The 16,396-nt window shown below is 42.3% G+C and carries 16 protein-coding genes; 9 read left to right on the forward strand and 7 right to left on the reverse strand.

Translation table 11 applies throughout. From position 1 onward, the window contains the following. Positions 1–172: 172 nt before the first annotated feature. From arcC to O3658_RS01515, 3 genes are all read left to right on the forward strand, one after another. On the forward strand, positions 173–1,120 hold the full coding sequence (gene arcC, locus O3658_RS01505) for a carbamate kinase (RefSeq protein ID WP_281335144.1): 948 nt from the start codon (positions 173–175) through the stop codon (positions 1,118–1,120). A 93-nt stretch (positions 1,121–1,213) separates the two neighbouring features. After that, positions 1,214–2,722 (forward strand): YfcC family protein, encoded by a 1,509-nt coding sequence (locus tag O3658_RS01510; protein WP_371559029.1) that lies wholly within the window; start codon positions 1,214–1,216, stop codon positions 2,720–2,722. A 17-nt stretch (positions 2,723–2,739) separates the two neighbouring features. Further along, entirely contained in the window at positions 2,740–4,068 is a 1,329-nt protein-coding gene (locus tag O3658_RS01515) for a dipeptidase (protein WP_371559030.1), read from the forward strand. Positions 4,069–4,575: 507 nt separating this feature from the next. Here the strand turns inward: O3658_RS01515 and O3658_RS01520 are convergent. Beyond that, entirely contained in the window at positions 4,576–6,120 is a 1,545-nt protein-coding gene (locus O3658_RS01520) for a peptide chain release factor 3 (protein WP_371559031.1), read from the reverse strand. A gap of 213 nt (positions 6,121–6,333) precedes the next feature. Here O3658_RS01520 and gatC point away from each other — a divergent pair, with 213 nt between their 5' ends. The 6 genes from gatC (at position 6,334) to nusB (ending at position 11,064) form a co-directional block, all read left to right on the forward strand. Then, positions 6,334–6,636: an Asp-tRNA(Asn)/Glu-tRNA(Gln) amidotransferase subunit GatC gene (gene gatC / locus O3658_RS01525; protein WP_000705419.1), complete on the forward strand. Its 303-nt coding sequence runs from the start codon at positions 6,334–6,336 to the stop codon at positions 6,634–6,636. Then, positions 6,636–8,102: an Asp-tRNA(Asn)/Glu-tRNA(Gln) amidotransferase subunit GatA gene (gene gatA, locus O3658_RS01530; RefSeq protein ID WP_371559032.1), complete on the forward strand. Its 1,467-nt coding sequence runs from the start codon at positions 6,636–6,638 to the stop codon at positions 8,100–8,102. Before gatC ends, gatA begins: the two co-directional genes overlap by 1 nt. Beyond that, a complete protein-coding gene (gene gatB, locus O3658_RS01535) occupies positions 8,102–9,544 on the forward strand; it encodes an Asp-tRNA(Asn)/Glu-tRNA(Gln) amidotransferase subunit GatB (protein WP_371559033.1) in 1,443 nt (480 codons plus the stop codon). Before gatA ends, gatB begins: the two co-directional genes overlap by 1 nt. A gap of 126 nt (positions 9,545–9,670) precedes the next feature. After that, on the forward strand, positions 9,671–10,231 hold the full coding sequence (efp, locus tag O3658_RS01540; RefSeq protein WP_000568646.1) for an elongation factor P: 561 nt from the start codon (positions 9,671–9,673) through the stop codon (positions 10,229–10,231). 28 nt (positions 10,232–10,259) lie between these two features. Further along, positions 10,260–10,649 (forward strand): Asp23/Gls24 family envelope stress response protein, encoded by a 390-nt coding sequence (locus O3658_RS01545; protein WP_000510582.1) that lies wholly within the window; start codon positions 10,260–10,262, stop codon positions 10,647–10,649. Next, positions 10,642–11,064, forward strand: coding sequence for a transcription antitermination factor NusB (gene nusB / locus O3658_RS01550; RefSeq protein ID WP_049503062.1), 423 nt, complete (start codon positions 10,642–10,644; stop codon positions 11,062–11,064). The genes O3658_RS01545 and nusB overlap by 8 nt, the downstream gene beginning before the upstream one ends. A gap of 54 nt (positions 11,065–11,118) precedes the next feature. Here the strand turns inward: nusB and O3658_RS01555 are convergent, their stop codons facing one another. The 6 genes from O3658_RS01555 to accB all read right to left on the reverse strand — a co-directional run bounded on the left by O3658_RS01555 (position 11,119) and on the right by accB (position 16,395). Further along, a complete protein-coding gene (locus O3658_RS01555) occupies positions 11,119–11,844 on the reverse strand; it encodes a lysostaphin resistance A-like protein (protein WP_371559034.1) in 726 nt (241 codons plus the stop codon). Positions 11,845–12,340: 496 nt separating this feature from the next. After that, positions 12,341–13,108, reverse strand: a complete 768-nt coding sequence (locus O3658_RS01560) for an acetyl-CoA carboxylase carboxyl transferase subunit alpha (RefSeq protein ID WP_371559035.1) — start codon at positions 13,106–13,108, stop codon at positions 12,341–12,343. Then, the gene (gene accD, locus O3658_RS01565) at positions 13,108–13,971 is read right to left on the reverse strand and encodes an acetyl-CoA carboxylase, carboxyltransferase subunit beta (protein ID WP_371559036.1); all 864 of its coding nucleotides are present in this window, start codon (positions 13,969–13,971) and stop codon (positions 13,108–13,110) included. The genes O3658_RS01560 and accD overlap by 1 nt, the downstream gene beginning before the upstream one ends. Positions 13,972–14,156: 185 nt before the next feature. Then, positions 14,157–15,524, reverse strand: a complete 1,368-nt coding sequence (accC, locus tag O3658_RS01570) for an acetyl-CoA carboxylase biotin carboxylase subunit (RefSeq protein ID WP_371559037.1) — start codon at positions 15,522–15,524, stop codon at positions 14,157–14,159. Positions 15,525–15,535: 11 nt separating this feature from the next. Further along, positions 15,536–15,958 (reverse strand): 3-hydroxyacyl-ACP dehydratase FabZ, encoded by a 423-nt coding sequence (fabZ, locus tag O3658_RS01575; RefSeq protein WP_000565515.1) that lies wholly within the window; start codon positions 15,956–15,958, stop codon positions 15,536–15,538. Then, on the reverse strand, positions 15,955–16,395 hold the full coding sequence (gene accB, locus O3658_RS01580) for an acetyl-CoA carboxylase biotin carboxyl carrier protein (protein ID WP_371559038.1): 441 nt from the start codon (positions 16,393–16,395) through the stop codon (positions 15,955–15,957). The genes fabZ and accB overlap by 4 nt, the downstream gene beginning before the upstream one ends. Position 16,396: the final 1 nt, after the last annotated feature.

A 16,396-nucleotide genomic window follows, 5' to 3' on the forward strand; every position in this document is an offset into this window, starting at 1 on the left:
TTCACCACTAGTCACCATTCAAGCAAAAACCTCATAACAAGTAACTGCCTTCCAGTTATTCGCATTTCGAAATTCCAACTCAACTCGTCCCTACAAAATCTTTCTTCTCAACTTCCAAATCCAAGCCTTTAACCAAAATTGGCTTTTGTTCATCCAAAAGAAAGGAGCGCTCATGTCTCATCGTAAAATCGTTGTCGCTCTTGGAGGAAATGCCATTCTTTCCACAGATCCATCTGCTCAAGCTCAAGAAGCTGCTCTGGCAGAAACAGCACGCCATCTGGTAAAACTCATCCAAAATGGTGATGAATTGATTATCACCCATGGCAATGGACCGCAAGTTGGTAACCTTCTCCTCCAACACCTAGCAGCGAATTCCGAAAAAAATCCTGCCTTTCCTCTCGATTCACTTGTTGCTATGACTGAGGGTAGCATCGGTTTTTGGCTCCAGAATGCTCTGGAAAATGCTTTACAGGATATTCATCTTGATAAAACTGTCGTTTCTGTTGTCACACAAGTTGTCGTGGACAAGAATGATCCTGCCTTTCTCAATCCAAGTAAACCCATTGGTCCATTCTACTCAGAAGAAGAGGCTAAAGCAGAAAGCGAAAAAACTGGGGCTAACTTTAAAGAAGATGCAGGACGTGGCTGGCGTAAGGTAGTGGCTTCTCCAAAACCTGTTTATATCAAAGAAATCGATAGTATACGCGCACTCTTAGATAAGGGACAAATTGTCATCGCAGCAGGCGGTGGAGGTATTCCTGTAACCAAAAATGAAAACGGTTACTTCTCAGGAGTAGAAGCTGTCATCGATAAGGATTTTGCATCGCAATGCTTGGCAGAGCTAGTCGAAGCAGATCTCTTCATCATTTTAACTGGCGTCGATTATGCCTATATCAACTATAACAAACCAAATCAAGAAAAATTGGAGCAGGTAACTGTTAACCAGCTTCAAGAATACATCAAAGAGGGGCAATTTGCTCCTGGTAGTATGCTACCAAAAATCCAAGCTGCCATTGATTTTGTGACCAATCGTCCAGCAGGAAAAGCCGTCATCACTTCCCTCAGCAATTTGGGAGCCTTGATTGAATCTGATAGCGGAACAATCATCGTGAAAGAATAATAGTTTAGTCATACCTTTCAAGAAAGTTTAGTCAGCACTCTTGCCACATCATTCGTTTTTATACTGTGTGACATAGTTTAGGAGGAAAAACAAATGAGTGAAAATAAAAAAAGGTTTCAAATGCCTTCATCATACACTGTTTTGATCATCATCATTGCCATTATGGCATTCTTGACCTGGGTCATCCCTGCAGGTAAGTATGATACCAACGAAGCAGGTAACCTCATCGCGGGTACCTATCAAACTGTTGACTCTAATCCTCAAGGGATTTACGATGTCTTTATGGCACCAATTCGTGCCATGCTCGGTCACGAACCAACTAGCGCAGCCATCGATGTTGCCTTCTTTATCCTTATGGTCGGAGGTTTCCTTGGTGTCGTAAACGCTACTGGTACACTCGATGTAGGGATTGCCTCCATCGTTAAAAAATACAAGGGCCGCGAAAAAATGTTGATTCTCATCCTCATGCCCCTCTTCGCACTTGGAGGAACTACCTATGGTATGGGAGAAGAAACCATGGCCTTCTACCCCCTTCTTATTCCTGTAATGATGGCAGTTGGTTTTGACAGTATCACTGCCGTAGCCATCATCTTACTAGGTTCTCAAGTTGGTTGTTTGGCATCTACATTGAATCCATTTGCTACTGTTATCGCTTCTGATACTGCGGGAATCTCTTCTATGGATGGGGTTATTCTCCGTGTTATCTTCTGGTTTGTAATGACAGGTATCAGTACTTACTTTGTCTATCGTTATGCAGAAAAGATTCAGAAAGATCCGACTAAATCACTCGTTTACGCTCAACGCGAAGAAGATATCAAACACTTTAATGTTTCAGATAACGATGATGCACCATCTACCTTGAGCAAGAAACAAAAACATGTCCTCGCTTTATTTGTATTAACCTTTATCATTATGATTGCAAGTTTCATCCCTTGGGTTGATTTGCATGTTACTGTATTTGAAGACTTCAAGAATTGGTTAATCGGTCTTCCTGTAATTGGAGGAGTTATCGGTTCAGATGCTCTACCATTTGGTAGCTGGTACTTCCCAGAAGGCGCTATGCTCTTTGCCGTTATGGGGATTTTGATCGGTGTTGTCTATGGTCTCAAAGAAAGCAAGATTGTCTCAACCTTCCTAACTGGTGCTGCAGATTTGCTTTCAGTAGCCTTGATTTGTGCGGTTGCTCGTGGTATCCAAGTTATCATGAACGATGGTATGATTACTGCAACCATCCTACACTGGGGTGAAGTTGGCCTTCAAGGTCTTTCTCCTCAAATCTTCATCGTATTGACCTATATCTTCTACCTACCTATGTCCTTCCTCATTCCTTCTTCATCTGGTCTTGCTAGTGCAACTATGGGTATCATGGCTCCCCTTGGAGAGTTCGTCAATGTTAAAGCAAGCCTGATCGTCACTGCCTACCAATCTGCATCTGGTGTCCTTAACCTTGTAACTCCTACTTCAGGTATTGTTATGGGTGCTCTTGCTCTTGGTCGTGTCAGCCTTGGAACTTGGTGGAAATTTGTCGGAAAACTTGTCATCGTCATTGTCGTTGCAAGTATTCTACTTCTTATCTTAGGTACCTTTGTGCCATTCTTATAATAAAGAGGGAAATACGGATGAAATCCTATATTACAGAATCAATCAAAGAGGATTTTCTTCAGAGTTTGAAAACAATCATCTCTTATCCTTCTGTTCTCAATGAAGGTGAAAATGGCACTCCCTTTGGTCAAGCAATTCAAGATGTCCTGGAAAAAACGCTGGACTTATGTCAAGAACTTGGTTTTAAAACCTACCTTGATCCTCAAGGATATTATGGGTATGCAGAAGTTGGTGAGGGGGATCTCCTTACCATCCTCTGCCACCTAGATGTAGTTCCTGCAGGTGATTTGACAGACTGGGAAACTCCTCCATTTGAAGCTAGTATCAGAGATGGGCGGATTTATGGTCGGGGTTCCCAGGATGATAAAGGACCTTCTCTTGCAGCCCTTTACGCAGTCAAAAGCCTGCTTGACCAAGGAATTCAATTCAAAAAACGGGTTCGTTTCATATTTGGTACTGATGAGGAAACCCTTTGGCGTTGTATGGCAAGATATAATGCCATTGAAGAACAAGCCAGCATGGGATTTGCTCCTGATTCATCGTTCCCATTAACCTATGCAGAAAAAGGACTCCTTCAGGTCAAACTTCATGGACCTGGATCAGAACAACTCGCCTTAGATGTAGGTGGAGCTTTCAATGTCGTCCCTGATAAGGCAACCTATCAAGAACCACTTATGGAACAGATCCAGGCAGGCCTCATATCTGCGGGCTACGATTATCAACAAAATGACCAGAACCTTACTGTTCTAGGAATATCTAAGCATGCTAAGGATGCTAGCCAAGGGATTAATGCAGTCATTCGACTAGCCACCGTCCTTGATTCCATTCAATCCCATCCTGCACTTACATTTCTTGCCAAAGAAGTTGGTCAAGATGGTCAAGGAAAAGGAATCTTTGGTGATATCAGCGACCAGCCTTCTGGACATTTATCCTTTAATGTGGCCGCCTTAACCATTACTCCCGAAAGTTCTGAAATTCGAATTGATATTCGAATCCCAGTCCTTGCAGACAAGGATGCCCTTGTTCATCAGCTGATAGAGTGCGCAAAAGCTTACCAACTTAGCTACCAAGAATTTGACTACCTAGCACCACTTTACGTGGCAAGAGATAGTATGCTCGTCACTACTCTCATGCAAGTTTATGAAGAAAAAACTGGTGACAAGAGTCCCGCTCTATCATCTGGCGGTGCAACCTTTGCACGTACGATGCCAAACTGTGTCGCTTTTGGCGCCCTCTTCCCAGGAAGAGAGCAAACAGAACATCAAGCAAATGAATATGCTATCTTAGATGATCTCTATCAGGCTATGGATATCTATGCTGAAGCTGTTTACCGATTAGCGACCTAAAAGACCTCCTAAACTCCGTCCCAAATCGGGACGGAGTTTTAGGAAAATTCTAAATAGCAAGTCACAACAAAAGCCAAGGAAGGGATTTTCTTGGCTTTTTGCAATAGTTTTAAGGTAAGTTACAAACTCAGATACTCTTTTTCACTACGACACTGAGTTTGGCAAATCGATTCTATTTGGCAAACGAAGTTAGTAAGGCAGTTAGCTAGGCCACTTTCTACACGTTACGACACTGAGTTTTACAAATCGATTTTATTTGCCAAACGTAGTTAGTGAGACAGCCAGCTAGACCACTCCTAAATGTTACGACACGAAGAGGCAAAAATGACTATTTTTTGTCGATGAGTTAGTAAAGCAGGTAGCTAGTTCGCTTCCTTTCTGTTACGACGTAAAGTTTTACGAATCGATAATATTCGTAAAACTTTACTAGTGGAGCGCCTAGCCAAGTTCCATAGAAACTTGGCGTTAGTTACTTAGATTGTTACACAATCAAGTAACTTTGGCGATCTACATCTTCTCTTCCAACTCTACGTCTGGATACTTGTCCGCAAACCAGCGAAGAGCAAAGTCATTTTCGAAGAGGAAGACAGGTTGATCAAAGCGGTCCTTGGCCAAGATATTACGACTTGAAGACATCCGTTCATCTAAATCTTCAGGTTTAATCCAACGAACTGTCTTTTTACCCATTGGAGTCATGACAACTTCCGCGTTATATTCACCTTCCATACGGTGCTTAAAGACTTCAAACTGGAGTTGTCCAACAGCACCTAGCATGTACTCACCTGTTTGGTAATTCTTATAAAGCTGGACGGCTCCTTCTTGTACCAACTGTTCCATTCCCTTGTGGAAGGATTTTTGTTTCATGACGTTCTTAGGCGAAACCTTCATAAAAATCTCAGGAGTGAAGGTTGGTAGTGGTTCAAACTCAAACTTGTTCTTCCCAACAGTTAGCGTATCTCCAACCTGGTAGGTACCAGTATCATAAACCCCGATAATATCTCCCGCTACGGCATTAGTGACATTCTCACGACTTTCTGCCATAAACTGGGTGACATTCGATAGCTTAGCCCCCTTACCAGTACGAGGGAGATTGACACTCATACCACGCTCAAATTCGCCTGATACGATACGGACAAAGGCAATACGGTCACGGTGACGAGGGTCCATGTTGGCTTGGATTTTAAAGACAAATCCTGAGAAATCCTTGTCGTAAGGATCCACAATTTCGCCATCTGTTTTCTTATGCCCATGTGGTTCTGGAGCAAACTTGAGGAAGGTTTCAAGGAAGGTCTGCACACCAAAGTTTGTCAGGGCTGAACCGAAGAAGACAGGTGTTAATTCTCCAGCTAAAATAGCTTTCTCTGAAAACTCATTTCCAGCTTCATTTAAAAGCTCAATGTCATCCTTGACTTGTTCGTAGAAAGGATTGCTTCCAAAAAGCTGGTCCCCATCTTCAAGACTGGCAAAACGCTCATCCCCTTTGTAGAGCTCCAAGCGTTGGTTATAGAGGTCATACAAGCCTTCAAAGGCTTTCCCCATCCCGATTGGCCAGTTCATTGGATAGCTAGCAATACCCAAAACTTCTTCCAATTCTTGCAAGAGGTCTAGCGGCTCACGACCGTCACGGTCCAGCTTGTTCATAAAGGTAAAGACTGGAATCCCGCGGTGTTTCACAACCTCAAACAATTTCTTGGTTTGAGCCTCGATACCCTTGGCAGAGTCCACGACCATGACCGCAGCATCCACCGCCATCAAGGTACGATAGGTATCTTCTGAAAAGTCCTCATGCCCTGGTGTGTCTAGGATATTCACGCGCTTGCCATCGTAGTCAAACTGCATAACAGATGAAGTCACCGAAATCCCACGTTGCTTCTCGATATCCATCCAGTCAGACTTGGCAAAAGTCCCAGTTTTCTTTCCTTTTACGGTACCAGCCTCACGAATCTCGCCCCCAAAGTAAAGCAACTGCTCAGTGATAGTCGTTTTTCCAGCGTCCGGGTGAGAGATGATGGCAAAGGTACGGCGTTTCTTAATTTCTTCTTGAATATTCATAAGTTCTCTTTCTTTGATTCTCTATTTTTAGTTGTTTCAATAACTAAGAATGATTTCTACATTGGATTTTACCATTCCTTTCAACACTCCATTATATCGGATTTTAGCATTTTTTTCAATTTCTATTTCTTTTCACTTATCCCTCCCTTATTTATAGGAAAATATGGTAAAATAGAACAGATAAATAATCATCATTTCACGAAAGGATGCAAGATGAAAATTACGCAAGAAGAGGTAACACACGTTGCCAATCTTTCAAAATTAAGATTCTCTGAAGAAGAAACTGCTGCCTTTGCGACCACCTTGTCTAAGATTGTTGACATGGTTGAATTGCTGGGCGAAGTTGACACAACCGGTGTCGCACCTACTACAACTATGGCTGACCGTAAGACCGTACTCCGCCCTGATGTGGCCGAAGAAGGAACAGACCGTGATCGCTTGTTTAAAAACGTACCTGAAAAAGACAACTACTATATCAAGGTACCAGCTATCCTAGATGATGGAGGAGATGCCTAATGACTTTTAATAACAAAACTATTGAAGACTTGCACAATCTCCTTGTTTCTAAGGAAATTTCTGCAACTGAATTAACCCAAGCAACGCTTGAAGATATCAAATCTCGCGAGACAGCTATCAATGCTTTTGTTACCATCGCTGAAGAGCAGGCTCTTGCTCAAGCCAAAGCTATTGATGAAGCTGGAATTGACGCTGATAATGTCCTCTCAGGAATTCCGCTTGCTGTTAAAGATAATATCTCTACAGACGGTATCCTCACAACTGCTGCCTCAAAAATGCTCTACAACTACGAGCCAATTTTTGATGCGACAGCCGTTGCCAATGCAAAAGCTAAGGGCATGATTGTTGTTGGAAAGACCAACATGGACGAATTTGCCATGGGTGGTTCAGGTGAAACTTCACACTACGGAGCAACTAAAAACGCTTGGGACCACAGCAAGGTTCCTGGTGGTTCTTCAAGTGGTTCTGCTGCAGCTGTAGCTTCTGGGCAAGTCCGCTTGTCACTTGGTTCTGATACTGGTGGTTCTATCCGCCAACCTGCTGCCTTCAACGGAATCGTTGGTCTCAAACCAACCTACGGAACTGTTTCACGTTTCGGTCTCATTGCCTTCGGTAGCTCATTAGACCAAATCGGACCTTTCGCACCAACTGTTAAGGAAAACGCCCTCTTGCTCAACGCTATTGCCAGCGAAGATGCCAAAGACTCTACTTCTGCTCCTGTCCGCATTGCCAACTTTACTTCAAAAATCGGCCAAGACATCAAGGGCATGAAAATTGCTTTGCCTAAGGAATACCTTGGTGAAGGAATTGACCCAGAGGTTAAGGAAACCATTCTGAATGCAGCCAAACACTTTGAAAAACTCGGTGCTATCGTCGAAGAAGTCAGCCTTCCTCACTCTAAATACGGTGTTGCCGTTTACTACATCATCGCTTCATCTGAAGCTTCATCAAACTTGCAACGCTTTGACGGTATCCGTTACGGCTATCGTGCAGAGGATGCGACCAACCTTGATGAAATCTATGTAAACAGCCGTAGCCAAGGTTTTGGTGAAGAAGTAAAACGCCGTATCATGCTAGGTACTTTCAGTCTTTCATCAGGTTACTACGATGCTTACTACAAGAAAGCTGGTCAAGTCCGTACCCTCATCATCCAAGATTTCGAAAAAGTCTTTGCAGATTATGACTTGATTTTGGGACCAACTGCTCCAAGCGTTGCCTATGACTTGGATTCCCTCAACCATGACCCAGTTGCCATGTACTTGGCTGACCTTTTGACCATCCCAGTCAACTTGGCTGGACTACCAGGAATTTCGATTCCTGCAGGATTTGCTCAAGGTTTACCAGTCGGGCTCCAATTGATTGGTCCTAAATACTCTGAGGAAACCATTTACCAAGCTGCTGCTGCCTTTGAAGCAACAACAGACTACCACAAACAACAACCTGTGATTTTTGGAGGTGACAACTAATGAACTTTGAAACAGTCATCGGACTTGAAGTCCACGTAGAGCTCAACACCCATTCAAAAATCTTCTCACCTACTTCTGCCCACTTTGGAAATGACCAAAATGCCAACACCAACGTGATTGACTGGTCTTTCCCAGGAGTACTGCCAGTTCTCAATAAAGGTGTTGTCGATGCCGGTATCAAGGCTGCTCTCGCCCTCAACATGGACATCCACAAAAAGATGCACTTTGACCGTAAGAACTACTTCTACCCTGATAATCCAAAAGCCTACCAAATTTCTCAGTTTGATGAGCCAATCGGCTACAACGGTTGGATTGAAGTTGAGCTAGAAGACGGTACAACTAAAAAAATTGGTATTGAACGCGCTCACCTAGAAGAAGACGCTGGTAAAAACACCCACAGTACAGATGGCTACTCTTATGTTGACCTCAACCGTCAAGGGGTGCCATTGATTGAGATTGTATCTGAAGCTGACATGCGTTCGCCAGAAGAAGCCTATGCTTACCTAACTGCCCTCAAGGAAGTCATCCAGTATGCTGGTATTTCTGACGTTAAGATGGAAGAAGGTTCTATGCGTGTGGATGCCAATATCTCTCTTCGTCCTTATGGCCAAGAGAAATTCGGTACCAAGACTGAGTTGAAGAATCTCAACTCCTTCTCTAACGTCCGTAAGGGTCTTGAATACGAAGTCCAACGTCAGGCTGAAATCCTACGCTCAGGTGGACAAATTCGCCAAGAAACACGCCGTTACGATGAAGCCAACAAGGCAACCATCCTCATGCGTGTTAAGGAAGGCGCTGCTGACTACCGTTACTTCCCAGAACCAGACCTACCACTCTTTGAAATCTCAGATGAGTGGATTGAGGAAATGCGGACTGAATTGCCAGAGTTTCCAAAAGAACGCCGTGCACGCTACGTGGCTGACCTTGGCTTGTCAGACTACGATGCTAGTCAGTTGACTGCAAATAAAGTCACTTCTGACTTCTTTGAAAAAGCTGTTGCCCTTGGCGGTGACGCTAAACAAGTCTCTAACTGGCTCCAAGGAGAAGTCGCTCAGTTCTTGAACGCCGAAGGTAAAACACTGGAACAAATCGAATTGACACCAGAAAACTTGGTAGAAATGATTGCCATCATCGAAGACGGTACTATTTCATCTAAGATTGCCAAGAAAGTCTTTGTCCACCTGGCTAAAAATGGTGGTGGAGCTCGTGAATACGTTGAAAAAGCAGGCATGGTTCAAATCTCAGATCCTGATGTCTTGATTCCAATCATCCACCAAGTCTTTGCAGATAACGAAGCTGCAGTTGCCGACTTCAAGTCAGGAAAACGTAACGCTGACAAGGCCTTCACAGGATTCCTTATGAAAGCAACCAAAGGACAAGCCAACCCACAGGTTGCCCTTAAACTCCTTGCCCAAGAATTGGCGAAGTTGAAAGAAGATTAAGCGGAAGGAAAGCAGCCAGAAGGTTAATGTTACCCTTCTGGTATCTTTCAAAACCATTTTGGCTTTATTTTCAGACCATTTTATGGTAGAATGAAGAGTAATAATATTTATTAAAGAGGTAAAAATATGATTGAAGCAAGTAAACTAAAGGCTGGTATGACTTTTGAAACAGCTGAAGGAAAATTGATCCGCGTTTTGGAAGCTAGCCACCACAAACCAGGTAAAGGAAACACTATCATGCGTATGAAATTGCGTGATGTCCGCACTGGTTCAACTTTTGAAACAAGCTACCGCCCAGAAGAAAAATTTGAGCAAGCGATTATCGAAACAGTTCCAGCTCAATACTTGTACAAAATGGACGACACAGCTTACTTCATGAACACAGAAACTTACGACCAATACGAAATTCCTGTTGTAAATGTTGAAAACGAATTGCTTTACATCCTTGAAAACTCAGATGTAAAAATCCAATTCTACGGAACTGAAGTAATCGGTGTAACTGTACCAACTACTGTTGAATTGACAGTTGCTGAAACACAACCATCTATCAAAGGTGCTACTGTTACAGGTTCTGGTAAACCAGCAACAATGGAAACTGGTCTTGTCGTGAACGTTCCAGACTTCATCGAAGCAGGTCAAAAATTGATTATCAACACTGCAGAAGGAACTTACGTTTCTCGCGCCTAATCTCTAGAAACTAGAAAGAGGTCATTCTATGGGAATTGAAGAACAACTTGGCGAAATCGTCATCGCCCCACGTGTACTTGAAAAAATCATTGCTATTGCAACTGCGAAAGTTGAAGGCGTACACTCTTTTTCAAACAAATCAGTATCTGACACCCTTTCAAAACTTTCTCTTGGTCGTGGCGTATATCTAAAAGAAGCAAACGATGAGCTCACAGCTGATATCTACCTCTACCTAGAGTACGGTGTCAAAGTTCCTAAGGTTGCTATGGCTATCCAGAAAGCTGTTAAGGATGCTGTCCGTAACATGGCTGATGTTGAAATCTCTGCTGTCAACATTCACGTTTCAGGTATCGTTCCAGATAAAACACCAAAACCAGAATTGAAAGACTTATTCGACGAGGACTTCCTCAATGACTAGTCCATTATTAGAATCTAGACGTGAACTACGTAAGTGTGCTTTCCAAGCCTTGATGAGTCTTGAATTTGGTTCAGATTTAGAAACTGCTTGTCGCTTCGCCTACACACATGATCGTGAAGATACAGACGTACAACTTCCTAACTTCCTTGTAGAGCTCGTTTCTGGTGTCCAAGCTAAAAAGGATGATCTGGACAAACAAATCACTCAACATTTGAAAACTGGTTGGACCATCGATCGTCTGACATTGGTAGAAAAGAATTTACTACGCCTAGGAGTTTTTGAAATCACTTCATTTGATACTCCTCAACTCGTAGCTGTTAACGAAGCTATTGAACTTGCTAAGAGCTTTTCAGATCAAAAGTCAGCCCGTTTCATCAATGGACTCCTCAGTCAATTTGTGACAGAAGAAGATTAAATAATATAGAAAAAGTGTTTGACTCAGATCAAACACTTTTTTCTTTGCCTTCCACTATCTAAAAAAGTGGTAATAGACATAATTATAAACAAATATCCAGATGGGCTTGGCATAAGTGAGAAAGTTAAAAAAACTATGGCATAGAATTGTGATTTTTAGATTCTTTGTCCAACGGTAGACCAGGGCATAGAAGAGACCGCCTAAACTATAAAACATCAAACTGATAGGATCTCGGTGAGTTAGGATCAAATGACTAAGTCCAAAGATAAGAGCAGATAGGATAACATCCAGATAGTACTTGGACTGGGGGAAAAAGGTATTCATAAAGTACCCTCTATGAATCAGTTCCTCCAATATAGGTCCGACGACTACTGTTAAACTGAAACTGAGAACAGTTGATAGAAAAGTTGGTTGTCCATTTGAATACAAGGCTGAAAGAAGGTCTTGAAAGATATACTTGTTATCAATGAAGTGATGAAACTGTAACTGAAAAGCATCCACCAATTGACGATCAAAATAAGTAGCCACTAGACCAACTACAAGGTAAAAGAATCTTGACTTCTTTGAACCCTTTTTTTCAAAAATATAGAGCATCTCTTTCTTTTTGAGCCAGTAGATAAATAATAGCAAAATAGCTATTACTTCAACTGTTAAAAAGATAGAATAGCCATCTATCCCCCATCCTAAAAACTTAGTTAGATGCATAATCCCTAACTCTGGTAGATAAACCGATAGAAATACCAGTAAGATATAGACTCCCAAATGCCAAAGTTTTTTCATACTCATTCCTTTAACTTATCAATAGCCAACACCAGAACCACGTCTAGTCACATCAGCAAGTATAGTTTTCTGATCTGTTGCTATACTAGTTCAAGTCCAAATTCTTTCATCAAACATCCAAATCATACCACCGCCTGAAACTTGCTCTAACTCTTCAAACTAAAGAACTGTAAATATATCTGTCAAGTAGCTTCTTAAATGATATGTTTCTAAGCCTATATGTTCATTATACATATTTTTTTGATTATTTTAGCAGTTATTTCCTCAACTGTCAATTCTTAATCCTGACATGTCTTTTTTATAGCAGCCAAAAAGAGGCTGGGACAAAAGTCCTGGCCTCTCAATTGTCTTTGGATTGTCGAGCAAGACGCAGTGGTTGAGTGGGCTCTACTACGCTGATTTCATCAGCTTTTACAGCCCTACTCAACTGTGCGGAGGTGGGACGACGAAATCGAATTCTAACGAATTACCGATTTCTGTCCCACTCTCTTTCTTTTTAATATTTTCTAAAGCGTTGGTAGCGTTCTTCAATGAGTTGATCTAGCGAAAGTTTACCAAGTGTGTCTAGCTCCGCTTGAAGTTGTTCCTTCACTTGCTTGATCAGTTCTTTACTTGATAGACCCACCTCAGAGATGACCTTATCAACAACTTGCATATCCAACAACTCATACGAGGTGATTTTCATCAACTCAGCTGCTTCCATGGCACGAGTTCCATCTTTCCATAAAATAGAAGCAAATCCTTCAGGACTCAGTACGGCATAGATGGAATTTTCAAGCATCCAAACACGGTCCGCGACTGCTAGAGCTAGAGCTCCACCAGATCCACCTTCACCGATAATAATCGCAATGATGGGAACTTTTAAATCACTCATTTCAAAGAGATTGCGAGCAATGGCTTCACCTTGACCACGTTCTTCTGCACCTACACCAGGATAGGCACCAGCAGTATTGATAAAGGTTACAATTGGACGACCGAACTTTTCTGCTTGCTTCATCAAACGAAGGGCTTTTCGATAACCTTCAGGATGAGGTTGACCAAAGTTACGGTTAAGATTATCTTGTAAACTTTTACCTTTTTGGATTCCAACAACAGTCACTGCTTGGTCTCCCAACCAACCGATACCACCAATAATAGCACCATCATCACGGAAGGAGCGATCCCCATGTAGCTCTACAAAGTCATCAAAAATTCCTGTTGCGAAATCCAAGGCAGTTAAGCGGGTTTGTTCACGAGCTTCTCTAACGATTTTCGCAATATTCATCAACTCTCCCTCCTGTGTAGTCTTACTAATCGAGCAATCGTATCTGGCAATTCTCGCCGTTTAATAATTGCATCCACAAAACCATGTTCCAGTAAAAACTCTGCTTTCTGGAAATCCTCTGGTAAGTCTTCCCTTACCGTATTTTCAATCACACGGCGTCCAGCAAAACCTACCAAACTTTGGGGTTCTGCCAAGATGATATCCCCTTCCATAGCGAAGGAAGCTGTTACTCCTCCAGTAGTCGGGTCAGTAAGGATTGTCAGATAAAAGAGACCTGCATTGGAATGACGTTTGACTGCGGCAGAGATTTTGGCCATCTGCATCAAGCTCATGATTCCTTCTTGCATGCGTGCTCCACCAGAAGCTGTAAACAATACGACAGGTAATTTTTCAGCGGTCGCATATTCGAACAAGCGGGTAATTTTTTCACCAACAACTGTCCCCATTGAAGCCATGATAAAGTTAGAATCCATGATGCCAAGGGCAACCTTCTCTCCCTTAATCAAAGCTGTTCCTGTTACAACAGCCTCATCAAGACCTGTCTTTTCACGCATCAAAGTCAATTTTTTACGATAGCCTGGAAAATTCAAAGGATCCTGAGTCTCAATCCCTTTAAACATTTCCAAAAACGTACCCATATCAATGGTTAAAGCTAAACGCTCTTGAGCTGAAATACGGAAGGTATAGCCACAGTGAGGGCATATACGCTCACTCCCCAAGTCCCTTTGGTAAATCGTATATTTGCAACCTGGACATTGGGAGAAGAGCTCATCTGGAACCTCTGGCTTGATCTGAGGTTGATTTACAGTCGAACGATTGGGATTGATTCGAATATATTTATCTTTTTTACTAAATAGAGCCATACATCCCCCTTTTCAGTCTTATACTATTTTTATACTCAATGAAAATCAAAGAGCAAACTAGGAAGCTAGCCGCAGGTTGCTCAAAGCACTGCTTTGAGGTTGTAGATAAGACTGACAAAGTCAGTCACATATATAATCCAAGGCCAAGCTGACGCGGTTTGAAGAGATTTTCGAAGAGTATTACATTATTCTTTTTCTTGATAGTGTGGTAAGAAAGTTTCCATCAAGAATGAAGTATCGTAGTCCCCTGCTATCACGCGACGATCTGAAATCAGATCAAGTTGGAAATCAGCATTGGTGACCACCCCTTCAATTTCGAGTTCATACAGAGCTCGTTGCATTTTCATGAGTGCATCAAAACGATTTTCACCATGAACAATAATCTTAGCAATCATACTATCATAGTATGGTGGAATGGTATAACCTGGATAAACTGCAGAGTCAACACGCAAGCCGACACCACCACTTGGGAGATACAGATTGGTAATCTTACCTGGACTTGGTGCAAAATTAAAGGCTGGGTTTTCTGCATTGATCCGACACTCAATGGCATGACCTTTTAGAACAATATCTTCCTGCTTCAGAGTCAAAGGTTGACCTGCCGCAATACGGATTTGTTCCTTGACAATATCCACACCAGAAACAAATTCGGTTACTGGATGTTCTACTTGGATACGCGTATTCATCTCCATAAAGTAGAATTTGCCACTTGCTTCATCTAGTAGGAATTCAATAGTACCAGCATTTTCATAACCAACAGACTCCGCCGCACGGACTGCTGCAGCACCAATTTCATTACGAAGTGTTTTCCCAATAGCAATCGAAGGACTTTCTTCTAAAACCTTTTGGTTATTCCGTTGAAGCGAACAGTCACGTTCACCAAGGTGAATCACATGTCCCATCTGGTCAGCAAGAATCTGTACCTCAATGTGGCGAGCAGGATAAATCACACGCTCAAGATACATAGCCCCATTACCAAAGTTGGCTTTGGCTTCACTAGAGGCAGTTTCAAAGGCTGACACGAGATCTTCTGCTTTTTCAACCTTACGAATCCCTTTTCCACCACCTCCTGCTGAAGCTTTCAGCATAACTGGATAACCAATTTTTTCAGCAATAGCAAGAGCCTCTTCTGCTGTATGGACCTCTCCATCTGATCCTGGAATGACAGGCACGTTTGCCTTAATCATTTGAGCACGGGCGTTAATTTTATCTCCCATGACAGCCATGACACGAGCTGATGGTCCGATAAATTTGATCCCAACTTCTTCACACATGGTTGCAAATTTGGAATTTTCACTTAAGAAACCAAATCCAGGGTGAATAGCTTCAGCTTCAGTCAAGACTGCAGCTGATAGGATGGCATTGATGTTCAGATAAGATTCTGTAGCCTTGCCAGGGCCGATACAGATAGCCTCATCAGCCAAAAGCGTGTGGAGAGCTTCCTTGTCAGCAGTCGAATAGACAGCGACTGTTGCAATTCCTAATTCTCGTGCCGCACGAATAATACGAACAGCAATTTCACCACGATTGGCAATTAAAATCTTACGAAACATGGAAAACCTCCCTAGTTTCCAATAGCAAAGGTCAGAGTACCGCTTGCTGCAAGCTTACCATCTACTTCTGCCTTCGCTTCTACTACGGCGATTGTGCCACGACGTTTGACAAACGTTGCTGTCATGACAAGCTGATCACCAGGAACAACTTGTTTCTTAAACTTAACCTTATCCATACCAGCATAGAAGACAAGCTTCCCTTTGTTTTCTGGTTTAGACAATTCCAAAACACCTGCTGTCTGAGCCAAGGCTTCCATAATGAGGACTCCTGGCATAACTGGGTATTGAGGGAAATGACCATTGAAGAAAGGTTCATTAATCGTCACATTTTTAATGGCAACAATAGTATCTTCGCTAACTTCTAAGACACGATCCACTAAGAGCATGGGATAACGGTGGGGCAAAGCTTCTTTAATTCCTTGAATATCAATCATTTGATACGTACCAAGCCTTTCCCAAACTCAACCATTTCTTCATTTTCAACTAGAATTTCTGTTACAACACCATCTTTAGGTGCTGGAATTTCATTCATGATCTTCATGGCTTCGATGATGACCAAGGTTTGGCCTTTTTTAACAGTATCACCGACTGAAACAAAATTAGATTTGTCTGGTCCGGCAGCCAAGTAAGCAACTCCGACAAGTGGACTTTCTACAAGGTCCCCCTCAGCTACAGATTCACTAGCACTTGATTCTGAAACCACTTCTACAGCTGCGGGAACCACAGCTTGAGGTGCTTGACTTGCTTCTGCAACAAGTTTCGCTTCATTCTTACTGAAGACCAACTCATCCGTTCCATTTTTATAAGAAAATTCTTTCAAGCTTGACTGGTCAAATTGCGCCATCAAGTCTTTGATTTCATTTAAATTCATC

This window comes from Streptococcus sp. 27098_8_69, assembly GCF_041432445.1.
GTDB lineage: Bacteria > Bacillota > Bacilli > Lactobacillales > Streptococcaceae > Streptococcus.

Bases quoted from the DNA above. Each gene is read 5' to 3' on its own strand.
- arcC (WP_281335144.1), top strand. From the start codon at position 173: ATGTCTCATCGTAAAATCGTTGTCGCTCTTGGAGGAAATGCCATTCTT.
- O3658_RS01510 (WP_371559029.1), top strand. From the start codon at position 1,214: ATGAGTGAAAATAAAAAAAGGTTTCAAATGCCTTCATCATACACTGTT.
- O3658_RS01515 (WP_371559030.1), top strand. From the start codon at position 2,740: ATGAAATCCTATATTACAGAATCAATCAAAGAGGATTTTCTTCAGAGT.
- O3658_RS01520 (WP_371559031.1), bottom strand. From the start codon at position 6,120: ATGAATATTCAAGAAGAAATTAAGAAACGCCGTACCTTTGCCATCATC.
- gatC (WP_000705419.1), top strand. From the start codon at position 6,334: ATGAAAATTACGCAAGAAGAGGTAACACACGTTGCCAATCTTTCAAAA.
- gatA (WP_371559032.1), top strand. From the start codon at position 6,636: ATGACTTTTAATAACAAAACTATTGAAGACTTGCACAATCTCCTTGTT.
- gatB (WP_371559033.1), top strand. From the start codon at position 8,102: ATGAACTTTGAAACAGTCATCGGACTTGAAGTCCACGTAGAGCTCAAC.
- efp (WP_000568646.1), top strand. From the start codon at position 9,671: ATGATTGAAGCAAGTAAACTAAAGGCTGGTATGACTTTTGAAACAGCT.
- O3658_RS01545 (WP_000510582.1), top strand. From the start codon at position 10,260: ATGGGAATTGAAGAACAACTTGGCGAAATCGTCATCGCCCCACGTGTA.
- nusB (WP_049503062.1), top strand. From the start codon at position 10,642: ATGACTAGTCCATTATTAGAATCTAGACGTGAACTACGTAAGTGTGCT.
- O3658_RS01555 (WP_371559034.1), bottom strand. From the start codon at position 11,844: ATGAAAAAACTTTGGCATTTGGGAGTCTATATCTTACTGGTATTTCTA.
- O3658_RS01560 (WP_371559035.1), bottom strand. From the start codon at position 13,108: ATGAATATTGCGAAAATCGTTAGAGAAGCTCGTGAACAAACCCGCTTA.
- accD (WP_371559036.1), bottom strand. From the start codon at position 13,971: ATGGCTCTATTTAGTAAAAAAGATAAATATATTCGAATCAATCCCAAT.
- accC (WP_371559037.1), bottom strand. From the start codon at position 15,524: ATGTTTCGTAAGATTTTAATTGCCAATCGTGGTGAAATTGCTGTTCGT.
- fabZ (WP_000565515.1), bottom strand. From the start codon at position 15,958: ATGATTGATATTCAAGGAATTAAAGAAGCTTTGCCCCACCGTTATCCC.
- accB (WP_371559038.1), bottom strand. From the start codon at position 16,395: ATGAATTTAAATGAAATCAAAGACTTGATGGCGCAATTTGACCAGTCA.